The sequence below is a fragment of the Microbacterium sp. CFBP 8801 genome, from assembly GCF_014839455.1.
Taxonomy (GTDB): domain Bacteria; phylum Actinomycetota; class Actinomycetes; order Actinomycetales; family Microbacteriaceae; genus Microbacterium.
The window spans coordinates 78,159-94,546 of sequence record NZ_JACYNU010000007.1 but is presented as its reverse complement, the minus strand read 5'-3'; the positions used below and the strand labels follow the sequence as shown (position 1 = coordinate 94,546).

Below are 16,388 nucleotides of genomic sequence, written 5' to 3'. Positions count from 1 at the left end.
CCGCGACACGAGGACGTGCCCGCCATGACCCTTTCCGCTCTGCGCGACGACGCCCTGCGCTCGTCTCCCGAACGCTCCGGCGACGGGTCCGGCGCCACCTCCGGCACCGAGGTGCGACTGTCCCTGCCGTGGATCCGTTCCCTGCCGCTCGCGAGCCTGCTCGACCCCGTCGTGCATGTCGGAGGCCGTCGATACGATCCGGTCATCGTGCTCGGCGATCGCCGCCTCGCCGCGGCCGACCTCGCCGATGAAGAAGGGTGGTGGTACCTGCAGGATCGCGTCGTATTGGAAATCCCGGATGCCACGACCCCCGGCATCCACGAGGTGTCGGTGTCGTTCCGGCTCGAGATCCCGTACCTGCCCGGCGGGCCGGACGATCCCCTGCGTCTGCCGTTCGTCTTCACGAGGGAGCTGGAGAGGGACGCGACGGCGTCGAGCGTGTCGCGCGATGTGTCGGGCGATGTGGCGCGCGATGTGACCCCCGATGTGACGCGGGATGCGGCGGGCGATGCGGCGCGCGATGCGGAGGGGCTGTCATGACGATTCCCGCGGAGTGGACGCTGGCGGCGAGCGCCTTCAACGTCACCCCCGAGGTCGTGCGCGCCGAGCGCTCGGCCCCCGACCTCGCCCTCACGCTCGTGGAGCGCGGCATCGCGACGGCCATCGAGATCGAGCTGGGCCAGATGTGGCGCGGGTTCCCCGACCCGCCCGCCGCCGAGACGACGGCGTTCCACGACCGGCTCGCCGCCGCGGGAGGGCGTGTGAGCATCGTGGGCGTGAGCATCGACGAGTTCACGCGCGGGCGCCGACGCACCGACGCCGAGCGCCGCGCGTTCCTCGCACCGCAGCTGCGCGCCGCGGCGAGCGCGGGAGCCGCGGGCGTGCGCCTGCCCATCGGACAGGCCGGACCGCTGCTCGCGGGCCTCGTCCCCCTGCTCGACGAGCTCGACCTCGTGCTGTACGAAGAGGCGCAGGGGCATCAGACCCCGACCGACCCGGGCACGGCCGCCGCGTACGACCGCATCGCCGAACTCGACACCCCGCGCGTGCGGTTGCTGCTCGACATCAGCATGCTCATGCCGGCCCTGCCGGTCACCTACCTCAAGAAGCTCGAGCGCGGCGGCCTCCCCGCGGATCTCGTGCGGCGCCTGCGCGACGAGTGGCGCGACCCCGCCACCCACGGCGCGGTGATCGACGTGCTCCGCTCCGGCGGGGTGCCGGGACCGGTGCACACGCTCTACATGAACCTGCTGGTGCGCTTCGGTCGCTCGAACGTGGCCGACCTGGCATCCGTTCTGCCCCTGCTCGGGGCGCTGCACCTGAAGTTCTGGGATCTCGACGACGCCGACGGGCGCGTGTCGACGCCGATCCGCGAGGTGGGGCGGGCGCTGCGCGCCACGGGCTTCGCCGGCACGCTCTGCAGCGAGTGGGGCGGTCAGGAGTGGCTCGACGACGACCCGTGGGAGATGACCGAACGGCACCTGGCCCTCGCTCGCACGGTGCTCGCTCCCGCCTGAGCTCCGGCGAGTCGCCACGATCTGTCGCTCAGGTGGGCGCGCGAGCGACAGATCGCGGCGACTCATGGCGCCCCGTCAGCGCGGCTGCAGTCCGGCGGCTCGGTAGATCTCGTCGACCACCCGCATCGTCCCCACGCCGCGGCGGGCGTCGAGGATGCTCGGCGACCCGTCACCCAGCACCGTGACGAGGTGCTCGAGCTGGCGCGCGTAGCTGTTCTCGTCGGGGTCCGCGGCGACCGAGCGCAGCACGGAACCGTCGGTCGAGGTCACCGTGAGGGTCGCCCCCCACTGCGGCACGATCACGCTCGTCGCCCAGAGCGATGCGGCGCTGCCATCGACCCGCACCCACATCGCCCCCCGCGTCGTCGCCGAGGAACGAGGCGCGCAGCAGGGCGGGGATGCCGCCGGGCAGGCGCAGCTCGGCATCGGTCTGCAGGTCGATCCGCGGATCGGCGTCGGAGATCTGCGCCGTGGCCGACACCACCTCGAGCTCGCCCCACGCCGCGCGCATCAGGTCGACGGCGTAGCAGCCCACGTCCATGACCGCTCCGCCGGCCAGGTCGCCGTCGAGGCGGATGTTCCCGGGCTGCACGACGAAGTGCGGAATGCTGAAGTCGATCTCCACCAGCTTCACCTCGCCGAGCACGCCCGAACCGATCGTGTCGAGAAGGTCGGCGATGAACCCGTGCAGGCGGTAGTGGAACCCGACGAAGGCGCGGCGCCCCGCGGCATCCGCCGCATCGGCGATCGCCGCGGCCGTGGTGCCGTTCGCCGAGAGCGGCTTCTCGCACAGGACGTGCTTGCCCGCGGCCAGCGCCCGCGTCGCCCACTCGGCGTGTACGACGGGCGGCAGCGCCAGGTAGACGAGGTCGACGCGGGGGTCGGCCAGGACGGCGTCGTAGTCGCCCCACGCGGGCAGGTCGAGACGGTCGGCGAAGGCCCGCGCCCGCTCGGGATCGCGCGCACCGATCGCCACGACCCCGACACCGTCGACGCCTCGGGCCGGCTCGACCATCGCGCGTTCGGCGATCCCGCCCGCGCCGAGGATGCCGACGCCGAGCATCACCGCTCGCCGTGGTAGTACGGCCACGGGTTGATACGGCGGTCGCCGCGACGGTCGGGCCCGGTCAGCGTGACCTCGCCGGTCGCCGCCCACTCGACACCCCGCGGGAACATCCGGATGAACTCGATGCGACGGAACGTGTCGATGTCGTGGCCGATCGTGATGGTGAACGACCGACCCGCGCCGTACTCGTTGATCCAGGCGAGGGGCTGCTCGGTGTTGATGCCGGGGAGCGCCGCGATGCCGCCCTCGGGGATGTCCACCGGGTAGTGCGACATCGGCCACACCGGCGCCTTCTCGTACGCCTCGAGGTCGTCGAAGGTCGTGAGCAGCACCTGGGCACCGTCGTACATCTGCACCCCGACGAGGATGTCGTCGCCGGTGACGGTCCAGGTCGCGTTGACACCTTCGGTGATCGGATGCCGCGGCTCGGTCGTGTGCAGCTGCGCCTCGCCCCACGGGCGGGGGCGCAGGCCCGTCTCCCACGCGCTGAGCTTCGCTCCGCGCATGACGTTGTACTCCTCGGGGTACCCCCAGCGGTCCTCTTGCGCGGCGGAACCGTGGAACCACACGATGCCCTTGCCCTCGTCGTGCACGAAGCGCAGGATCGCGGCATCCGTCTCGTCACCGAACCCGGTGGCGATGTCGTGGTAGCCGTCGCGGCCCTCGAAGATGACGATGAGCACGTCGTACTTGTCGATGACGCTCGCGGGAAGGCCGCGGGGATCCTCCACGACGCGGACGGTGAAGCGCCCGGTGTCCTCGAGGAGCGTGGTGATCCACTGGTTGTGCAGGCGGAAGCTGCGGTGCGCGTTGTCGTGCTCGATCGTCATGTGACCCGAGAGGATCAGGACCTTCAGGGTGTCGGTCACGGGTCAGCCTCTCGAGGAGAACGCGGCGTCGAACAGCTGGTGCGGCGGGGTGATCTCGCCGAGCTTGCGCACGAAGGCGAGCGCCTCGGGGCCGCCGACGAGGCGGTCCATTCCGGCGTCCTCCCACTCCACGCTCGTGGGTCCGTCGTAGCCGATGGCGTTGAGCGCGCGGAAGAGCGGCTCCCACGGCACGTCGCCGTGCCCGGTCGAGACGAAGGTCCACCCGCGGCGCGGGTTGTCCCACGAGAGGTGCGAGCCGAGAACGCCGTTGCGACCGTCGAGGTTGGTCGTGGATTCCTTGCAGTGCACGTGGAAGATGTGGTCGGCGAAGTCGAGCACGAACGCGACCGAGTCGAGCTGCTGCCAGACGAAGTGCGACGGGTCGAAGTTGAAGCCGAAGCTCGGGCGGTGGCCGATGGCCTCGAGGGTCTTCTTCGCGGTCCAGTAGTCGTAGGCGATCTCGGAGGGGTGCACCTCGAGCGCGAAGCGCACGCCGACCTCTTCGAACACGTCGAGGATCGGATGCCAGCGCGCGGCGAAGTCCTCGTAGCCGCGCTCGATCATGGCGTCGGAGGCGGGCGGGAACATCGCCACGTACTTCCAGATGCTCGACCCGGTGAAGCCGGTGACCGTCGTGACCCCGAGCTTCGCGGCGAACCGTGCCGTGTTCTTGAGGTCTTCCGCCGCACGCTGCCGCACGCCCTCGGCGTCCCCGTCGCCCCAGACGCGGGAGGGCACGATGTCGTGGTGCCGCTCGTCGATGGGATCGTCGCAGACGGCCTGGCCGACGAGGTGATTGGAGATCGTCCAGACCTTCAGGCCGTTCTTCTCGAGGATGTCGAGGCGCGACTGCACGTAGTCGGCATCGTCCCAGCGCGAGACGTCGATGTGGTCGCCCCAGCAGGCGATCTCGAGGCCGTCGTAGCCCCACTCGCCCGCCAGGCGGGCGATCTCTTCGAAGGGCAGGTCGGCCCACTGGCCGGTGAACAGGGTGATGGGGCGGGACATGGCGGCGGTCCTTTCAGAGAGCGGGAACGGGCGAGCCGACGCGCGTCCACGCGGAGTCGGCGGCACTGCTGCGCTCGACGGCGTCGAGCACGAGCTGCACGCGCAGGCCGTCGTCGAACGAGGGGTGGGGGTCGGTGCCGGCGGCGATCGCCTCGACGAGGTCGACGACCTGGTGGCTGAAGCCGTGCTCGTAGCCGAGCATGTGGCCGGCGGGCCACCACGCCGAGACGTAGGGGTGCTGCGGCTCGGTGACGAGCACCTGGGTGAAGCCCTGGCGCCCCTCGGGGGCGGTGCGGTCGTAGAACCGCAGGCTGTTGAGGTCTTCGAGGTCGAACGCGAGCGCGCCGCGATCACCCGACACCTCGATGGTCAGGGCGTTCTTGCGCCCGGTCGCGAAGCGCGTCGCTTCGAACGAGACGAGTGCGCCGTTCGTGAGGCGTCCGGTGAAGAGGGCGACGTCGTCGACGGTGACGGCGCCTCTCTCGATGCCCCCCGCCCCCTTCGACAGTCCCATGGACCCGTCGGTGGGCAGGGGGCGTTCGGCCACGATCGTGTCGATCGTGCCCGAGACCCTCTCCACCCCGAGGTCGGTCACGAACTGCGTCATGTCGATGATGTGCGCGCCGATGTCGCCGAGCGCCCCGGAGCCGGCGTGCTCCTTCTGCAGACGCCAGGCGAGCGGCGTCTCGGGATCGACGAGCCAGTCCTGGCGGTATGCCGCGCGCACCTGCTGCACGGTGCCGACGGCTCCCTCGGCGATCATGTCGCGCAGCAGTGTGACGGCGGGAACCCGGCGGTAGGTGAAGCCCACCATCGACCGGACGCCACGAGCCCGGGCGCGCCCGGCCGCCTCGGCCATCGCTTCGGCTTCGGCCACGGTGTTGGCCAGCGGCTTCTCGCAGAGCACATGCTTACCGGCCTCGAGGGCGGCGATCGCGATCTCGGCGTGGGATTCCCCGGGCGTGACGATGTCGACGATGTCGATGTCGTCGCGCGCGATGACCTCGCGCCAGTCGGTGGCCGACTCGGCCCAGCCCCATTTCGCGGCGGCCGAGGCCACGGCATCCGCGTTGCGTCCGACGACCACGGTCATCTCGACCGCGCGCGGCAGGTCGAACATACGCGGCGCCTGGCGCCACCCGACGGAGTGGGCGGCGCCCATGAAGCCGTAGCCGATCATGGCCACGCGGAGGGGCTGGGCGTTCGTCATGCCAGGACCAGTTCGCGCTCGACAGGGACGCGGTTGGTGACGTAGCGGCCGGGGCCGCCGTCGGCGCCCGGCATGATCTGCATGTAGAGCAGACGCATGGTCAGGACGACCTCGACGGTGACGGTCTCGCCCGCCGCCGGCGGGGTGTCGAGGTGGATGAGCACGTCGGGGCGGTCGGCGACGAACCAGAGAGTCTCGGACTGCTCGGGCAGTTCTTCGATCCGATATTCGCGGCTCTCGAGCGAGAAGCGCAGGTCGTCGGCGGCGACGGCGACGCCGTTCACCGTGACGCCGACGTTGTCGACGGCCGACAGCCAGAGGCTGCGGTACCAGGGCAGCTGCACCGAGACGGCGAGGCCGTCGTCGGTGCGTCGGACGTCTTTCTCGGCGAAGAGGGAGTTGTGGGTGGCCATGGTGTCTCCTAGGCGAACGTGTCGGTGAAGCTCGCGTGCGCGACGGGCGGCACCGGCTCGAGCTTCTGCGTGGTTTCGGGGCTGTAGGGGTGGTTGGTGTCGCGCACCGGCTCATCGGCCGGCGGCATGAACACGGGCTTGCCGTCGTCGCCGAAGTACATGAGATCGAGGTCGAACGCGCCCTGGTTCTTCAGGCCGAAGCTGACCCAGTTCTCTTCGAAGGGGGCGCGGGCGAGCTCGTAGCAGCGGAAGGTCCAGAACTTCCACTCGCCGTCCTGCTTGCGGAAGTCGATGGCGTACTTGCACCACACCCAGTGCGCCCAGACCTTCTTGCCGAGCACCTCGGTGGGCGAGTACATGTCGGGGAACGCTTCGGCGACGGTCGGGTCGGTCAGGCCCGACTCGGTGCCCGCCATCATCCAGACGCCCTTGGCGGTCTCGCCGTCGGCGGCCACCTCGATGACCGGGGTGTTCGTCGAGTGCAGGATGAGCTTGCCCTCGGGGTGCGGGCGTCCGCGGTGGTAGTCGGTGACGCTCTGCCAGGTCGTGTACTGGCCGGCGTTGGTGTACCGCGCCCGAATGCCCTCGGTGCCCTCCTTCACCCACAGCGGGATGATCTGCTCGTCCTCGAACGCGTTGTGCAGGTACATGTACCGGTTGAACAGGTTCTCGACCTGCCCGCGGTCCTCGGCGCGTTGCGCCAGGGCGTGGGCGGCCTCGACCTGGTCGCGCAGGCGTGCGACCTCGGCGATCAGATCGGCGACGGATGCTTCGGTGGCGGTGTTCGACATGCTCACTCCTTCGTGTGCGCGACGGTTCAGGCGGGCTGATGCGCGGCGGACTGCTCCGCGACGGTGTCTTCGATGGCCGTGCGCATGAGCGTGTGCTGCTTCTTGACGAGGTCGATCGGGTCGCTCTCGCCGAGGTCGCTGAACGCGTGGCCTTCCCACTCGCTCGAGAGGTAGCCCTCGTACCCGCCGAGCACGAACTGCTTCACGATGCGCGGGATGTCCATGGCCGGCTCTTCGCCGTCGGCGCCGATGTCGTAGAACTTCGCGTGCACGTGGAAGATCTGCGGCATGATGTCGAGCCACTCCTCCGGAGCGACGAGACCGTGCATGTTGAAGGCCAGACGCGTGAAGGGTCCGAAGCGCAGGAAGTCGACGCCCTCGCCCGAGAGGTAGTCCTCGAACTTCTGGTTGCGCACGTGCATGGGCGTGGGCTCGTGCCAGATCTCGTCCATGACCCAGAAGTGCTTCTCGTCCATGCCCATCTGCCCGAGGGTGCGCAGCAGCGTCGGCGACAGCGAGTGCATGGTCGACGAGAAGTCGGCGGTGAAGCCGAGGCGGTCCGACTGCAGCTCCTCGTACATCTCGCGCATCTCGAGCACCTTGGGGTCGTTGGGCCCCGACGGTGCGTGGATCTCGTACCCGAGCTTCTGGTCGTACTTCTCGGCGAGGGGGAGCAGGCTCCGCAGCAGCTCCTTGCCGTGCGAGCGGATGACGATCTTCTTGAAGCCGAGGGTGTGCGCGGCCTTCAGCTGACGGGCGAGGAAGTCGTGCTCCTCGTCGAGCGTCATGTCGCGGCTCTTGCGGCGGCCCATGTCGAGGTTCGTCCCGACGGCGCTGGCTTCGAGGCCGTACTTCTCGAGCGAGTCGAACCAGAGCTTCACGAAGTCGGCGTCGACGTCGGGGTACGAGCGCAGCAGCTGCGCGAAGTTGAACTCGACGCCCGGGCCGATGCCCTGGTCGTGCACCTCTTTGATGAGGGTCTCGGCGGTGTACTGCCCCGCGGCGAACTCGCTGGTCATCGAGTAGAGCGTGGTGCCGAGCTTGATGCCGGTTCCGGCGATGCCGTCACTCATGTGAGGGGTCCTTTCGGGATGCGCACGTGCGTGCGCGAAGTCGGGTGCGCGCGGGGGCGCGGAGAGGGGATGCGCGAGGGTGCGCGAAGGGAGGGGTCAGGCCCGCACGGCGTGCGCGAGGTGCGCGTCGAGGGCGCGGCGTGCCTCGGCGGCATCCGTGATCATGCGCGAACCGGCCGCTTCGGCCGCCGTCCGCTGCACGAGCTGCTCGCCCCGGATGATCTCGAACGGGCTCTGCCAGTGGTTCCAGTGCCAGCCCTCGTACTCGCTCGAGACGGCGCCGCTGTACCCGTTGTCGACGAGCAGGGTGATGAGGTCGGCGACGGGGACCGAGGGTTCCTGGCCGTTCTCGTCGATGCCGAAGAACTTGCCGTGCACGTGCTTCACCCACGGCATGATCTCGAGCCAGTCGTCGACGCGCGCCGGGCCGAAGAGCCCGGTGCCGTTGATGCCGAAGTCGATGCCGAGGTCGGGGCGTCCGTACTGGTGGCCGAGTCCGATGAAGCGGCCGAAGCGCTGGCCGTGCTCGGCCTGGTCGGCCGGCGGGCCCTGCTCGTAGTACTCGTCCCACAGGGCGACGACGGCCGAGAGAAGCTCCTCCGAGGCCCCGCGGCGGCGGTACGCCTCGATGAGCGAGGGGGCGAAGCCGCTGACTGTGGCACCCCAGTCCATCGTGAAGCCGAGGAAGGGCGACCCGACCTTCTCGTAGCGGTCGCGGAGCGCGAGGATGCGCGGGTGCGAGGCGTACTGGTCGGCGTGCACCTCGAGGGCGAGCGTGACGCCGTACTCCTCGGCGATGGGGGCGAGGGCCTCCATCGAGTCGGGGGTGATCGAGATCTGCACGCGGGCGATGGGGAAGCCGAGCTTCGCTGCAGCCGCGATCTGCCTGCGCATGTAGGCGAGGAGCTCGTCCTGGTTCATGAGCGAGTCGGGCCGCAGGCCGATGTCGGCGTTGACCGCGAGCGAGGTGCGCACGAGCCCCACCTCGTCGATGAGGTCGTTGAAGCGGCCGGCGAACCGGTCGTCGATCTCGGGGAAGCCGCGGAAGCTCGAGAAGCCGATGATCTCCAGTCCCGGGCCGAAGCCTTCGGCGGCGGTCTTGCGGATCAGCTGGTCGAGGTCGTACTCGCGGCCGTGGAAGGCGCGGGTGAAGCTGTAGAGGGTGACGCCCTGGATGGGGGTGCCCTTCTGCTGAGCGGTCATGCGCGGGCCTCCTCGACCTGGCGAGCGGTCATCGTCTTGGTGTCGTGCTCCTCGATGTGGAGCACCTGGTCGTCGGCGATGATGATGTACGGGATGTAGAGCTCGAGATCGACGCGCACCTCGTGCTCTCCGGCATCCGCGGGGACATCCCCCGACAGCACGGCGGAGTCGGTGGGGAACCACCACTGCTCGGTGTTCGTCTTCATCTCGGCGAAGGTGAACTCCTCGCCGTTCATGCTCCACCGCAGGGAGTCGGCGGGCGCCTCGACGCCGTCGACGGTCAGTGTGGCTCCCGAGATGCAGGATGCCGGCAGCGCCCGGTACCAGGGCAGGCGCACCTCCACCGACGCGCGCCCGTTCCGGGCGGTGAGCGTCCCCTGCTCGATGATGCGATCCGGGATCACGATGACCTCCTCGTCGGTGCGACCGAAGCCGCAGACCTCTTTGTCTTGATTTCTACATTCTAATGTCTATTTCCTGCATAAGCAAGGAGATCAGGTGAGGGATGCCGCGATCCTCCGCGCTCCGCGCACCGCCAACGCCACCGAGGTGAGCGTCGGATTGCACGCCGTCGACGTCGGGATGACGCCGTTCCCCGCCACGAAGAGCCCCGGCACGCCCCACACCTGACTGTCGATGTCGCACACGCTCGTGCCGTCGTCGGCGACGCCCATCCGCGTCGACCCCTGGTAGTGCAGCGACGATCCGGGGGGCAGCGTGAACGGTCGACTGTCGAGGGGATCGCCGACGGCCTCGCCCAGGCGCACGATCTCGTGCCGCGCGCGCTCGATGACCTCGTGGTCGCGGGCGGTGAGCCGGTAGTGGATGCGCGGGGCCGGCATCCCGTAGCCGTCGACGTGCGCGTCGTCGAACGCCACCCGGTCGTCGGCCTGCAGGTCCTTCGCGCAGAACAACCCCAACCCCACGATCGAGCCCGGCACGACCGGATCGTCTTCGGCGAGGGGGATCGGCGAGGCGTCGAGCTGCATGATCTGCCCGTGGAAGGGCGAGCCGTCGATGAAGGGCACCCAGCTGACACCGCTGTACTCGGCGAGTCCCGTGGCGGGCGCGTCGGCGCCCAGCGGCGGCATGTCGCGCAGGCGAGCCGCGAAGACGATCTGCGCCTGGTCGTTGAGGTAGCGGCCGAGGGCGTCGGGACGCACGCCCGAGGCCCACAGCAGCTGCGGCGAGCGGAGGGCGTCGGCGGCGACCACGACGAATCGCGCCGCGACCTCGTGCTCCTCGCCCGAACGCAGGTCGCGCACGACCACGCCCGCCGCCCGCCCCGCCGTCACCACGACCGAGGTCACGAGCGACTCGTCGATCAGCGTGAACCCGGGGTTCTCGCGCGTGACGTCGCCGAGCACCACGTCGGACCCCGACCACACCAGGCGGCCGTCGTCGCGGCGATGCGCGGCCAGCGGCATCCGCTGCACCCTCGTGGCCTCCACGCGGCCCTCGTCGACCGCCGCGGAGAGGCGCTCGCGCACGATCGCACCGAAGGGTGCCCCATCGAACGCGTCGGTGCGCACCCCGAGCAGCCGCTCGCCCTCGGTGAGCAGTTCGTCGAGGTCGGGCAGGAAGTCGATGCGCTCGCTGTCGTTCGGGCGCGGGCAGGCGCCCGTCCAGTGCGCCGACATGCCGCCGACGTTGCTCGACATCGCCGCGACCGGCATGCCGTCCTCACCGTCGAACGCGTAGCCGTCGTCGAGCAGGTAGGTTCCGGGCCGTGCGCCGCGCACCCCGGCCTTCGCCGCGCCGGGGTTGGCGACCTTGGCTCCGCGCTCCCCCGGGCCCTCCGACGCCGCCTGCGCGCGGGCGCGCTCGGCGGGGTCGGCGATGTTCTTCACGTGCGCACCGGGAGGGTTCGACACGGTCGGACCGACCTCGAACATCGCGATGGTCGCACCCGGCGCCCGCTCCGACAGGATCCGCGCGTACGCGGCTCCCGTCGGACCGCTGCCGACGATGACGACGTCGACCGAACCGGGGTACTGCCGGGCGCTCATGCCGACCGCGCGATCTCGACGACGTGGGCGACCGAGGCCTCCGACGCGGTGGTCGGGTAGTACTCCAGGCCCACCGGGCCGTCGTAACCGCTGGCGCGGAGCAGACCGAAACGCTCGGTCCAGTCGAGCTCGCCGGTGCCGGGCTCGCCGCGGCCGGGAGCGTCGGCGAGCTGCACGTAGTGCACGAGGTCGCCGGCGTTCTCGAGCTCGGCCCGCATGTCCTCGCCCTCGACGGCCGAGTGGTAGATGTCGTACAGCACGCCGAAGTGCGGCGAAGCGACACCGCGGGCGACGTACACGGCCTCCGATGTGCGGTCCAGGAGCGACCCCGGGTGGTCGACCCGCACGTTCACCGGCTCGAGCACCAGGCCGATGCCCGACCCGTCGATCTGGGCGATGGCCTTCTGGTAGATCTCGACGAGCTTGTCGAGCTGCACCTGGCGCTTCCACCCGCCGAAGCCGGTTCCGCTTCCCACGACCATGCGCGGGCAGCCCAGGTCACGGGCGATCTCGACGCCCTCGTCGAGCTTGCGGAAGAACTCGGAGTGGTCCCACGGCGGGATCATGAACTGCGTGCGGGGCTCGGCGAGCTGAGCGGTCAGCTGCACACCGGTCTCTTCGAGCGCGGCCTTCAACGCCGGCAGGTCCTTGGGGGTCGAGGGGGCGTCGACACCGGTCGGACCCCACATCTCCACGGCGTCGAAGCCCGCCGCCGCCGCCGCGCGCACGCGGTCGTGGTAGTCGCCGGCCTCGGTGAAGAGGAGCTCGATGTTGGGGGCGAGTTGGTACACGGGGTGTCCTTTCGGGGGGCGCGGGCGCGACGATCGACGGATGCCGCGCTCCGCGGCATCCCGGTGGGCGGGCTCAGCCCGCGAGGAGAAGGCGTCAGCCCTTCAAGCCGCCGGCGAAGCCCTGGATGAAGCGCTTCTGGGCGAAGAGGTAGAAGGCGAGGATCGGGATCATCGAGACGATGACGATCGCGAAGATCTGGTTCCAGGCCGAGACCAGCGAACCGATGTAGTAGTACATGGCGACCGGCAGGGTCTGGTTCGCCGATCCCCCGAGGAAGATCAGCGAGGTGAAGAAGTCGTTCCACACGATGAGGCCGGCGAGGATCGCCACCGTTCCGGTCGCGGGCGACATCAGCGGAAGCACGACCTGGAAGAAGATCTGCGTGCGGCTCGCGCCGTCGATGGTCGCGGCCTCCTCGTACTCGGTGCCGAGGCCGCGGAAGAACCCTGCGTAGAGGAAGATCGCGAGCGGCAGCAGCATGCCGCTGTAGAGCAGGATCATCCCCCACACCGAACCGGTCAGGCCGATCGAGCGCGCCCCGATGTACAGCGGGACCGTCCCCAGTTGCGTGGGCAGGATGATCGCGACGAGGAACAGGTAGTAGACGCCGCGGCTCCAGCGCCGCGTGCTGCGAGCGATCACGTAGCCGGTGAGCGAGCCCAGCAACACCATGAGGAAGATGCTGCCGGCCGTGATGATCACGCTGTTGAGCAGGCCCTGGATGACGTTCGCGTTGCCGGTGGCCGTGAGGACCTTGGCGAAGTTGCCGAAGTCCGGGGCCGAGGGCGGGGCGAGCGTCGACGACGTGATGACCTCGCGGTCGGACTTCAGCGCCGTCGTGACGAGGAAGTAGAACGGCAGGAGGAAGACCAGGGCGACCAGCCAGAAGCCGACCTCGCGCAACGCGGTGAGCTTGGTGTAGCGGAACATGTCAGTTCTCCTCGGGGCGCTCGGCGGTGGCGCGCTGCTGGATGACGGCGAAGACGAGGATGATCACGGTCAGCAGCAGCGCCAGGGCGGCGCCGTAGCCGAAGTTGCCCAGGGCGAACGACTGCTTGTAGACCTGCGTGGCCAGGTTCTCGGTGGCCCCGGCAGGTCCGCCGCCGGTGAGGGCCATGATCTGATCGAACACGCGCAGACCGTTGACGAGACCGAGCGTGGTCGCGATGGCGACCGCCGGGCGGATGGAGGGCAGCGTGATGTGCCAGAAGCGCTGCCAGACGGTGGTGCCGTCGATGGCCGCCGCCTCTTCGATCTCGACCGGCACGGCCGCCAGTCCCGCCATGTAGATCACCATGGCGAAGCCGATGTTCTGCCACACCAGCACGACCAGGACGGTCCAGATCGCCCAGGTGGGGTCGGCGATCCAGGCGCGGGCGACGGAGTCGAGCCCCGCTCCCCGCAGGATCACGTTCAGCGGGCCGTTGAAGTCGAAGATGAACTTCCAGATGTACGAGGTGGCGAGGGGGCTGAGCACCACCGGCATGAAGAAGAGCGTGCGCAGGATGTACCGCGACTTGAGTCCGCGGTTCAGGCCCACCGCGATGCCCAACCCCAGGATGTTGCTGATGATGACCGAGCCGAAGGCCAGGAACAGGGTGTTCCCGAGGGCGCCGATCTTCGTCGGGTCCTGGAAGATCCGCACGAAGTTGTCGAGACCGACGATCTCGAAGGCCCCGATCCCCGTCCAGTTCGTGAAGGCGAAGAAGCCGCCGATCCCCGTGGCGAGGTAATGGATGCCGAGGACGAAGACGATGCCGGGCAGCGCCCACCACCAGTAGCCGAACTTCAGCTGACCCGACCGGCGGGGCGGGGGAACGCGGCGACCGCGCCCCCCGCGCCGGGGAAGGACCACGCGCTCGGTCTCGGTAGCGACCTGTTGTCCGCTTCGGAGTGTTGTGCTCATGTCCTTCTCGTCATCGTCTCGTCGTCGGCATCCAACGGGCTCACTCGCCCCAGGCGTTGTCCATGTTCTGCAGCACCTGATCGATCTGCGTCTGACCGGTCAGCAGCCCCTGCACGCCCACCTGCAGCGCCTCGTACACGGCCGGGTTGGGCCAGACGTTGTTGGGGAGTGTCGTGTAGGACCCCTCGGCGAGGATGTCGACGACCGGGGAGTAGATGGTGTCGCTGAGGTCGAGGTTCTTGTACTCCGAGATCGGCAGCAGGCCCGACACCTCGTAGTACTTCTCCTGCGCTTCGGGCGTGGACAGCCACTCGACGAAGGCCGCCGCGGCATCCTTCTTCTCGGACTTCGCGTTGATCGAGATCGTGTAGTTCGAGCTGGCGAGCACGAACGGCTTCTCCCCCTTGGCGGCGGGGAACGGCTGCACCTTGAAGTTCGCCTCGGCGGGAGCCGCCGACGCGATCTCGACCGCGGAGCCCGACGGGATGAAGCTGCCGATCGAGGTGCCCTGCGCGAGTCCGTTGGTGATGGCGTCGAAGCCACCGCCCTCGGCACCGGGCTGGAAGCATCCGCGGTCCTTCAGGTCGATGATGGTCTGCAGCGCGTCCTTCCACCCGGTGCTCTCGGCGAAGGTCGTGTCGCCCGCGGCACGCTCGGTGTTGAAGTCGGGTTCGACCTCGTAGACGCGCGTGGCGGCGATGCCCTGCGCGGTCAGACCGGCGTTGGGGCCGGCCGCGCCGGCGAGGGCGAGCATGGACTTCCCCTGCCCGGTGAGCGTCTCGCACTCCGCGTAGAACTGGTCCATCGTGGTCGGCCACTCGTCGATGCCGTTCTGGGCGGCGGTGCCCATGCTCGCGACGACGGCGCCGATGGTGAAGTCCATGGGCTGCCCGTAGGTCTTGCCGTCGATCTCGAACAGCGGTTCGCTGCCGGAGGGGACGAGCGAGGTGGCGGTGTCGCCCAGCGGCTCGAGGAAGCCGGCCTCGGCGAGGGGGACGAGACCGCGGGCGTCACCCGAGCCGGGGGTGGTCTGCACGACGTCGGAGGCGTTACCGGCCTGGAACTGCGTGCGGATGGTCTCGCCGTACTTGTCGTTCGGGGTGGGGTTGGTGGTGATGGTGATGTCGGGGTTCGCCTCCATGTACGCCTTCGCGAGCGCCTCGTAGGGGCTCTCGAGGTTGTTCGAGGTGGCGAAGGTGAAGGTGAACGAGTCGGCGTTCCCGTCGCCCGAGCCCGAGCCGGAGCCGGAGCAGCCGGCGAGAACGAGGGCGGCGGTGGCGGGAACAACGAGAAGACCTGCGATGCGCGTGAGGCGACGTTGCTGAGTCATGACAGCCTTTCTGACGACGTTGTCGGCGGACCCTTCGATGGGAGCACCTGTGCTGTGTGTCCCAGTATCAGTGGGATGCGCCGAAAACGCACATAAGTCTTCGCGATGCGGCGCATAAGGCGATGAGGCCGCGACCGCATCGCCGTCAGGCATGAGCTCTGGCCCCGCATAGACGCCATTGATACAGTGCAGGGACAGCTCCCCAGCGAAGGATCACGACGTGGTGACCGATCATGCAACGCTCTCGCGCCTCGACCTGAACCTCTTGGTCGCGCTCGACGCCCTCCTCACGGAGCGCAGTGTCACCCGCGCCGCCGAACGGCTGCACCTGAGCCAACCGGCCCTCAGCGCCTCGCTGTCGCGCCTGCGCACCCACTTCGACGACCAGATCCTGGCGCGCCGCGGCAACACGTACGAGCTGACCCCGTTCGCCGTGCGCCTCACCGAGCACACGACCACGGCACTCGAGGCCGCGCGGCGGGTGTTCGAGAGCCAGGCATCGTGGTCGCCCGCGGAGTCCACCCGCGAATTCTCCATCTACGGGTCGGACTACGGCTTCGTCACCGTCGGCACGATCGTCTCGCAGCTCGCCGCCGAACAGGCCCCCGGCGTGCGGTTCCGCTACATGCTGCACAACCCCGGCATCGTCGAGGACGCGGCGAACCGCTTGCGCTCGGCCGACGCCATGGTCATCCCGCACGGCCCCGTCTCGGGCCTGCCGTATCTCGACCTCTGGCAGGACGATTGGCTCGCCGTCGTCGCCGACGACAACGACGACGTGGGCGACGTCCTGACGATGCAGAACCTCGCCGACATGCCGTGGGTGCTCACGTTCCAGTCGCGATCGGCCTTCACCTCGGCCGCCCGCCAGGTGCAGCAGCTCGGCGTCGAGCCGCACATCGAGGTGGTGCTCGAAAGCTTCCTGTCGGTCGGCCACTTCGTCAGCGGTACCCGCCGGGTCGGCCTGGTGCAGTCGGCCCTCGCCCCGCACCTGCTGCGCATCGGTGGGATCCGCGTCGTCCCCCTGCCGTTCGAGGCGACGCCTCTCGTGAGCGCGCTGTGGTGGCATCCCTCGCACACGCGCGACCCCGAGCACGAGTGGATGCGCGGCCTGTTCACCGAAGCGGGCCGCGTCATCGCCGCCGGCCACGCGCCCGCGTAACCGACGCCCGGTCGCGCGGCCGGCGTCGCCCCCACGGTC

At 69.5% G+C, this 16,388-nt stretch carries 17 protein-coding genes; 3 read left to right on the top strand and 14 right to left on the bottom strand.

Translation table 11 applies throughout. The features are described 5' to 3' along the window. The first annotated feature begins 24 nt into the window (after positions 1-24). Positions 25-540: a hypothetical protein gene (locus tag IFR11_RS10230; RefSeq protein WP_191916085.1), complete on the top strand. Its 516-nt coding sequence runs from the start codon at positions 25-27 to the stop codon at positions 538-540. Next, the gene (locus tag IFR11_RS10225) at positions 537-1,517 is read left to right on the top strand and encodes a restriction endonuclease subunit R (protein ID WP_191916084.1); all 981 of its coding nucleotides are present in this window, start codon (positions 537-539) and stop codon (positions 1,515-1,517) included. Before IFR11_RS10230 ends, IFR11_RS10225 begins: the two co-directional genes overlap by 4 nt. Positions 1,518-1,686: 169 nt before the next feature. Here IFR11_RS10225 and IFR11_RS10220 read toward each other — a convergent pair whose 3' ends face one another. The 14 genes from IFR11_RS10220 to IFR11_RS10155 all read right to left on the bottom strand — a co-directional run bounded on the left by IFR11_RS10220 (position 1,687) and on the right by IFR11_RS10155 (position 15,187). Beyond that, positions 1,687-2,607 carry a Gfo/Idh/MocA family protein gene (locus IFR11_RS10220; RefSeq protein ID WP_342030285.1) on the bottom strand — a complete coding sequence of 307 codons (921 nt, stop codon included), beginning with the start codon at positions 2,605-2,607 and terminating at the stop codon, positions 1,687-1,689. Then, a complete protein-coding gene (locus tag IFR11_RS10215; protein ID WP_191916083.1) occupies positions 2,580-3,452 on the bottom strand; it encodes a ThuA domain-containing protein in 873 nt (290 codons plus the stop codon). The genes IFR11_RS10220 and IFR11_RS10215 overlap by 28 nt, the downstream gene beginning before the upstream one ends. A 3-nt stretch (positions 3,453-3,455) precedes the next feature. After that, complete coding sequence (locus IFR11_RS10210) at positions 3,456-4,460, bottom strand: sugar phosphate isomerase/epimerase family protein (protein ID WP_191916082.1); 1,005 nt, start codon at positions 4,458-4,460, stop codon at positions 3,456-3,458. 13 nt (positions 4,461-4,473) lie between these two features. Next, positions 4,474-5,670: a Gfo/Idh/MocA family protein gene (locus IFR11_RS10205; protein ID WP_244630708.1), complete on the bottom strand. Its 1,197-nt coding sequence runs from the start codon at positions 5,668-5,670 to the stop codon at positions 4,474-4,476. After that, complete coding sequence (locus IFR11_RS10200; protein ID WP_191916081.1) at positions 5,667-6,083, bottom strand: C-glycoside deglycosidase beta subunit domain-containing protein; 417 nt, start codon at positions 6,081-6,083, stop codon at positions 5,667-5,669. The genes IFR11_RS10205 and IFR11_RS10200 overlap by 4 nt, the downstream gene beginning before the upstream one ends. Before the next feature lie 8 nt (positions 6,084-6,091). Next, entirely contained in the window at positions 6,092-6,874 is a 783-nt protein-coding gene (locus tag IFR11_RS10195; RefSeq protein ID WP_055832574.1) for a nuclear transport factor 2 family protein, read from the bottom strand. 26 nt (positions 6,875-6,900) lie between these two features. Beyond that, positions 6,901-7,947, bottom strand: coding sequence for a sugar phosphate isomerase/epimerase family protein (locus IFR11_RS10190; RefSeq protein ID WP_191916080.1), 1,047 nt, complete (start codon positions 7,945-7,947; stop codon positions 6,901-6,903). 96 nt (positions 7,948-8,043) lie between these two features. Further along, entirely contained in the window at positions 8,044-9,150 is a 1,107-nt protein-coding gene (locus tag IFR11_RS10185; protein WP_055832568.1) for a sugar phosphate isomerase/epimerase family protein, read from the bottom strand. Continuing rightward, complete coding sequence (locus tag IFR11_RS10180) at positions 9,147-9,554, bottom strand: C-glycoside deglycosidase beta subunit domain-containing protein (RefSeq protein WP_055832566.1); 408 nt, start codon at positions 9,552-9,554, stop codon at positions 9,147-9,149. Before IFR11_RS10180 ends, IFR11_RS10185 begins: the two co-directional genes overlap by 4 nt. 90 nt (positions 9,555-9,644) lie before the next feature. Next, positions 9,645-11,159: a GMC oxidoreductase gene (locus IFR11_RS10175; protein WP_191916079.1), complete on the bottom strand. Its 1,515-nt coding sequence runs from the start codon at positions 11,157-11,159 to the stop codon at positions 9,645-9,647. Continuing rightward, on the bottom strand, positions 11,156-11,950 hold the full coding sequence (locus IFR11_RS10170; RefSeq protein ID WP_070408998.1) for a TIM barrel protein: 795 nt from the start codon (positions 11,948-11,950) through the stop codon (positions 11,156-11,158). Before IFR11_RS10170 ends, IFR11_RS10175 begins: the two co-directional genes overlap by 4 nt. A 94-nt stretch (positions 11,951-12,044) precedes the next feature. Then, positions 12,045-12,881 carry a carbohydrate ABC transporter permease gene (locus IFR11_RS10165; protein ID WP_055832560.1) on the bottom strand — a complete coding sequence of 279 codons (837 nt, stop codon included), beginning with the start codon at positions 12,879-12,881 and terminating at the stop codon, positions 12,045-12,047. A gap of 1 nt (position 12,882) precedes the next feature. After that, entirely contained in the window at positions 12,883-13,857 is a 975-nt protein-coding gene (locus IFR11_RS10160) for a carbohydrate ABC transporter permease (protein WP_055832557.1), read from the bottom strand. A gap of 40 nt (positions 13,858-13,897) precedes the next feature. After that, positions 13,898-15,187: an ABC transporter substrate-binding protein gene (locus IFR11_RS10155; RefSeq protein WP_191916078.1), complete on the bottom strand. Its 1,290-nt coding sequence runs from the start codon at positions 15,185-15,187 to the stop codon at positions 13,898-13,900. 223 nt (positions 15,188-15,410) lie between these two features. Here IFR11_RS10155 and IFR11_RS10150 point away from each other — a divergent pair, with 223 nt between their 5' ends. After that, positions 15,411-16,349: a LysR family transcriptional regulator gene (locus tag IFR11_RS10150; RefSeq protein WP_055833182.1), complete on the top strand. Its 939-nt coding sequence runs from the start codon at positions 15,411-15,413 to the stop codon at positions 16,347-16,349. Positions 16,350-16,388: the final 39 nt, after the last annotated feature.

Bases quoted from the DNA above. Each gene is read 5' to 3' on its own strand.
- IFR11_RS10230 (WP_191916085.1), top strand. From the start codon at position 25: ATGACCCTTTCCGCTCTGCGCGACGACGCCCTGCGCTCGTCTCCCGAA.
- IFR11_RS10225 (WP_191916084.1), top strand. From the start codon at position 537: ATGACGATTCCCGCGGAGTGGACGCTGGCGGCGAGCGCCTTCAACGTC.
- IFR11_RS10210 (WP_191916082.1), bottom strand. From the start codon at position 4,460: ATGTCCCGCCCCATCACCCTGTTCACCGGCCAGTGGGCCGACCTGCCC.
- IFR11_RS10205 (WP_244630708.1), bottom strand. From the start codon at position 5,670: ATGACGAACGCCCAGCCCCTCCGCGTGGCCATGATCGGCTACGGCTTC.
- IFR11_RS10200 (WP_191916081.1), bottom strand. From the start codon at position 6,083: ATGGCCACCCACAACTCCCTCTTCGCCGAGAAAGACGTCCGACGCACC.
- IFR11_RS10195 (WP_055832574.1), bottom strand. From the start codon at position 6,874: ATGTCGAACACCGCCACCGAAGCATCCGTCGCCGATCTGATCGCCGAG.
- IFR11_RS10190 (WP_191916080.1), bottom strand. From the start codon at position 7,947: ATGAGTGACGGCATCGCCGGAACCGGCATCAAGCTCGGCACCACGCTC.
- IFR11_RS10185 (WP_055832568.1), bottom strand. From the start codon at position 9,150: ATGACCGCTCAGCAGAAGGGCACCCCCATCCAGGGCGTCACCCTCTAC.
- IFR11_RS10175 (WP_191916079.1), bottom strand. From the start codon at position 11,159: ATGAGCGCCCGGCAGTACCCCGGTTCGGTCGACGTCGTCATCGTCGGC.
- IFR11_RS10165 (WP_055832560.1), bottom strand. From the start codon at position 12,881: ATGTTCCGCTACACCAAGCTCACCGCGTTGCGCGAGGTCGGCTTCTGG.
- IFR11_RS10160 (WP_055832557.1), bottom strand. From the start codon at position 13,857: ATGAGCACAACACTCCGAAGCGGACAACAGGTCGCTACCGAGACCGAG.
- IFR11_RS10155 (WP_191916078.1), bottom strand. From the start codon at position 15,187: ATGACTCAGCAACGTCGCCTCACGCGCATCGCAGGTCTTCTCGTTGTT.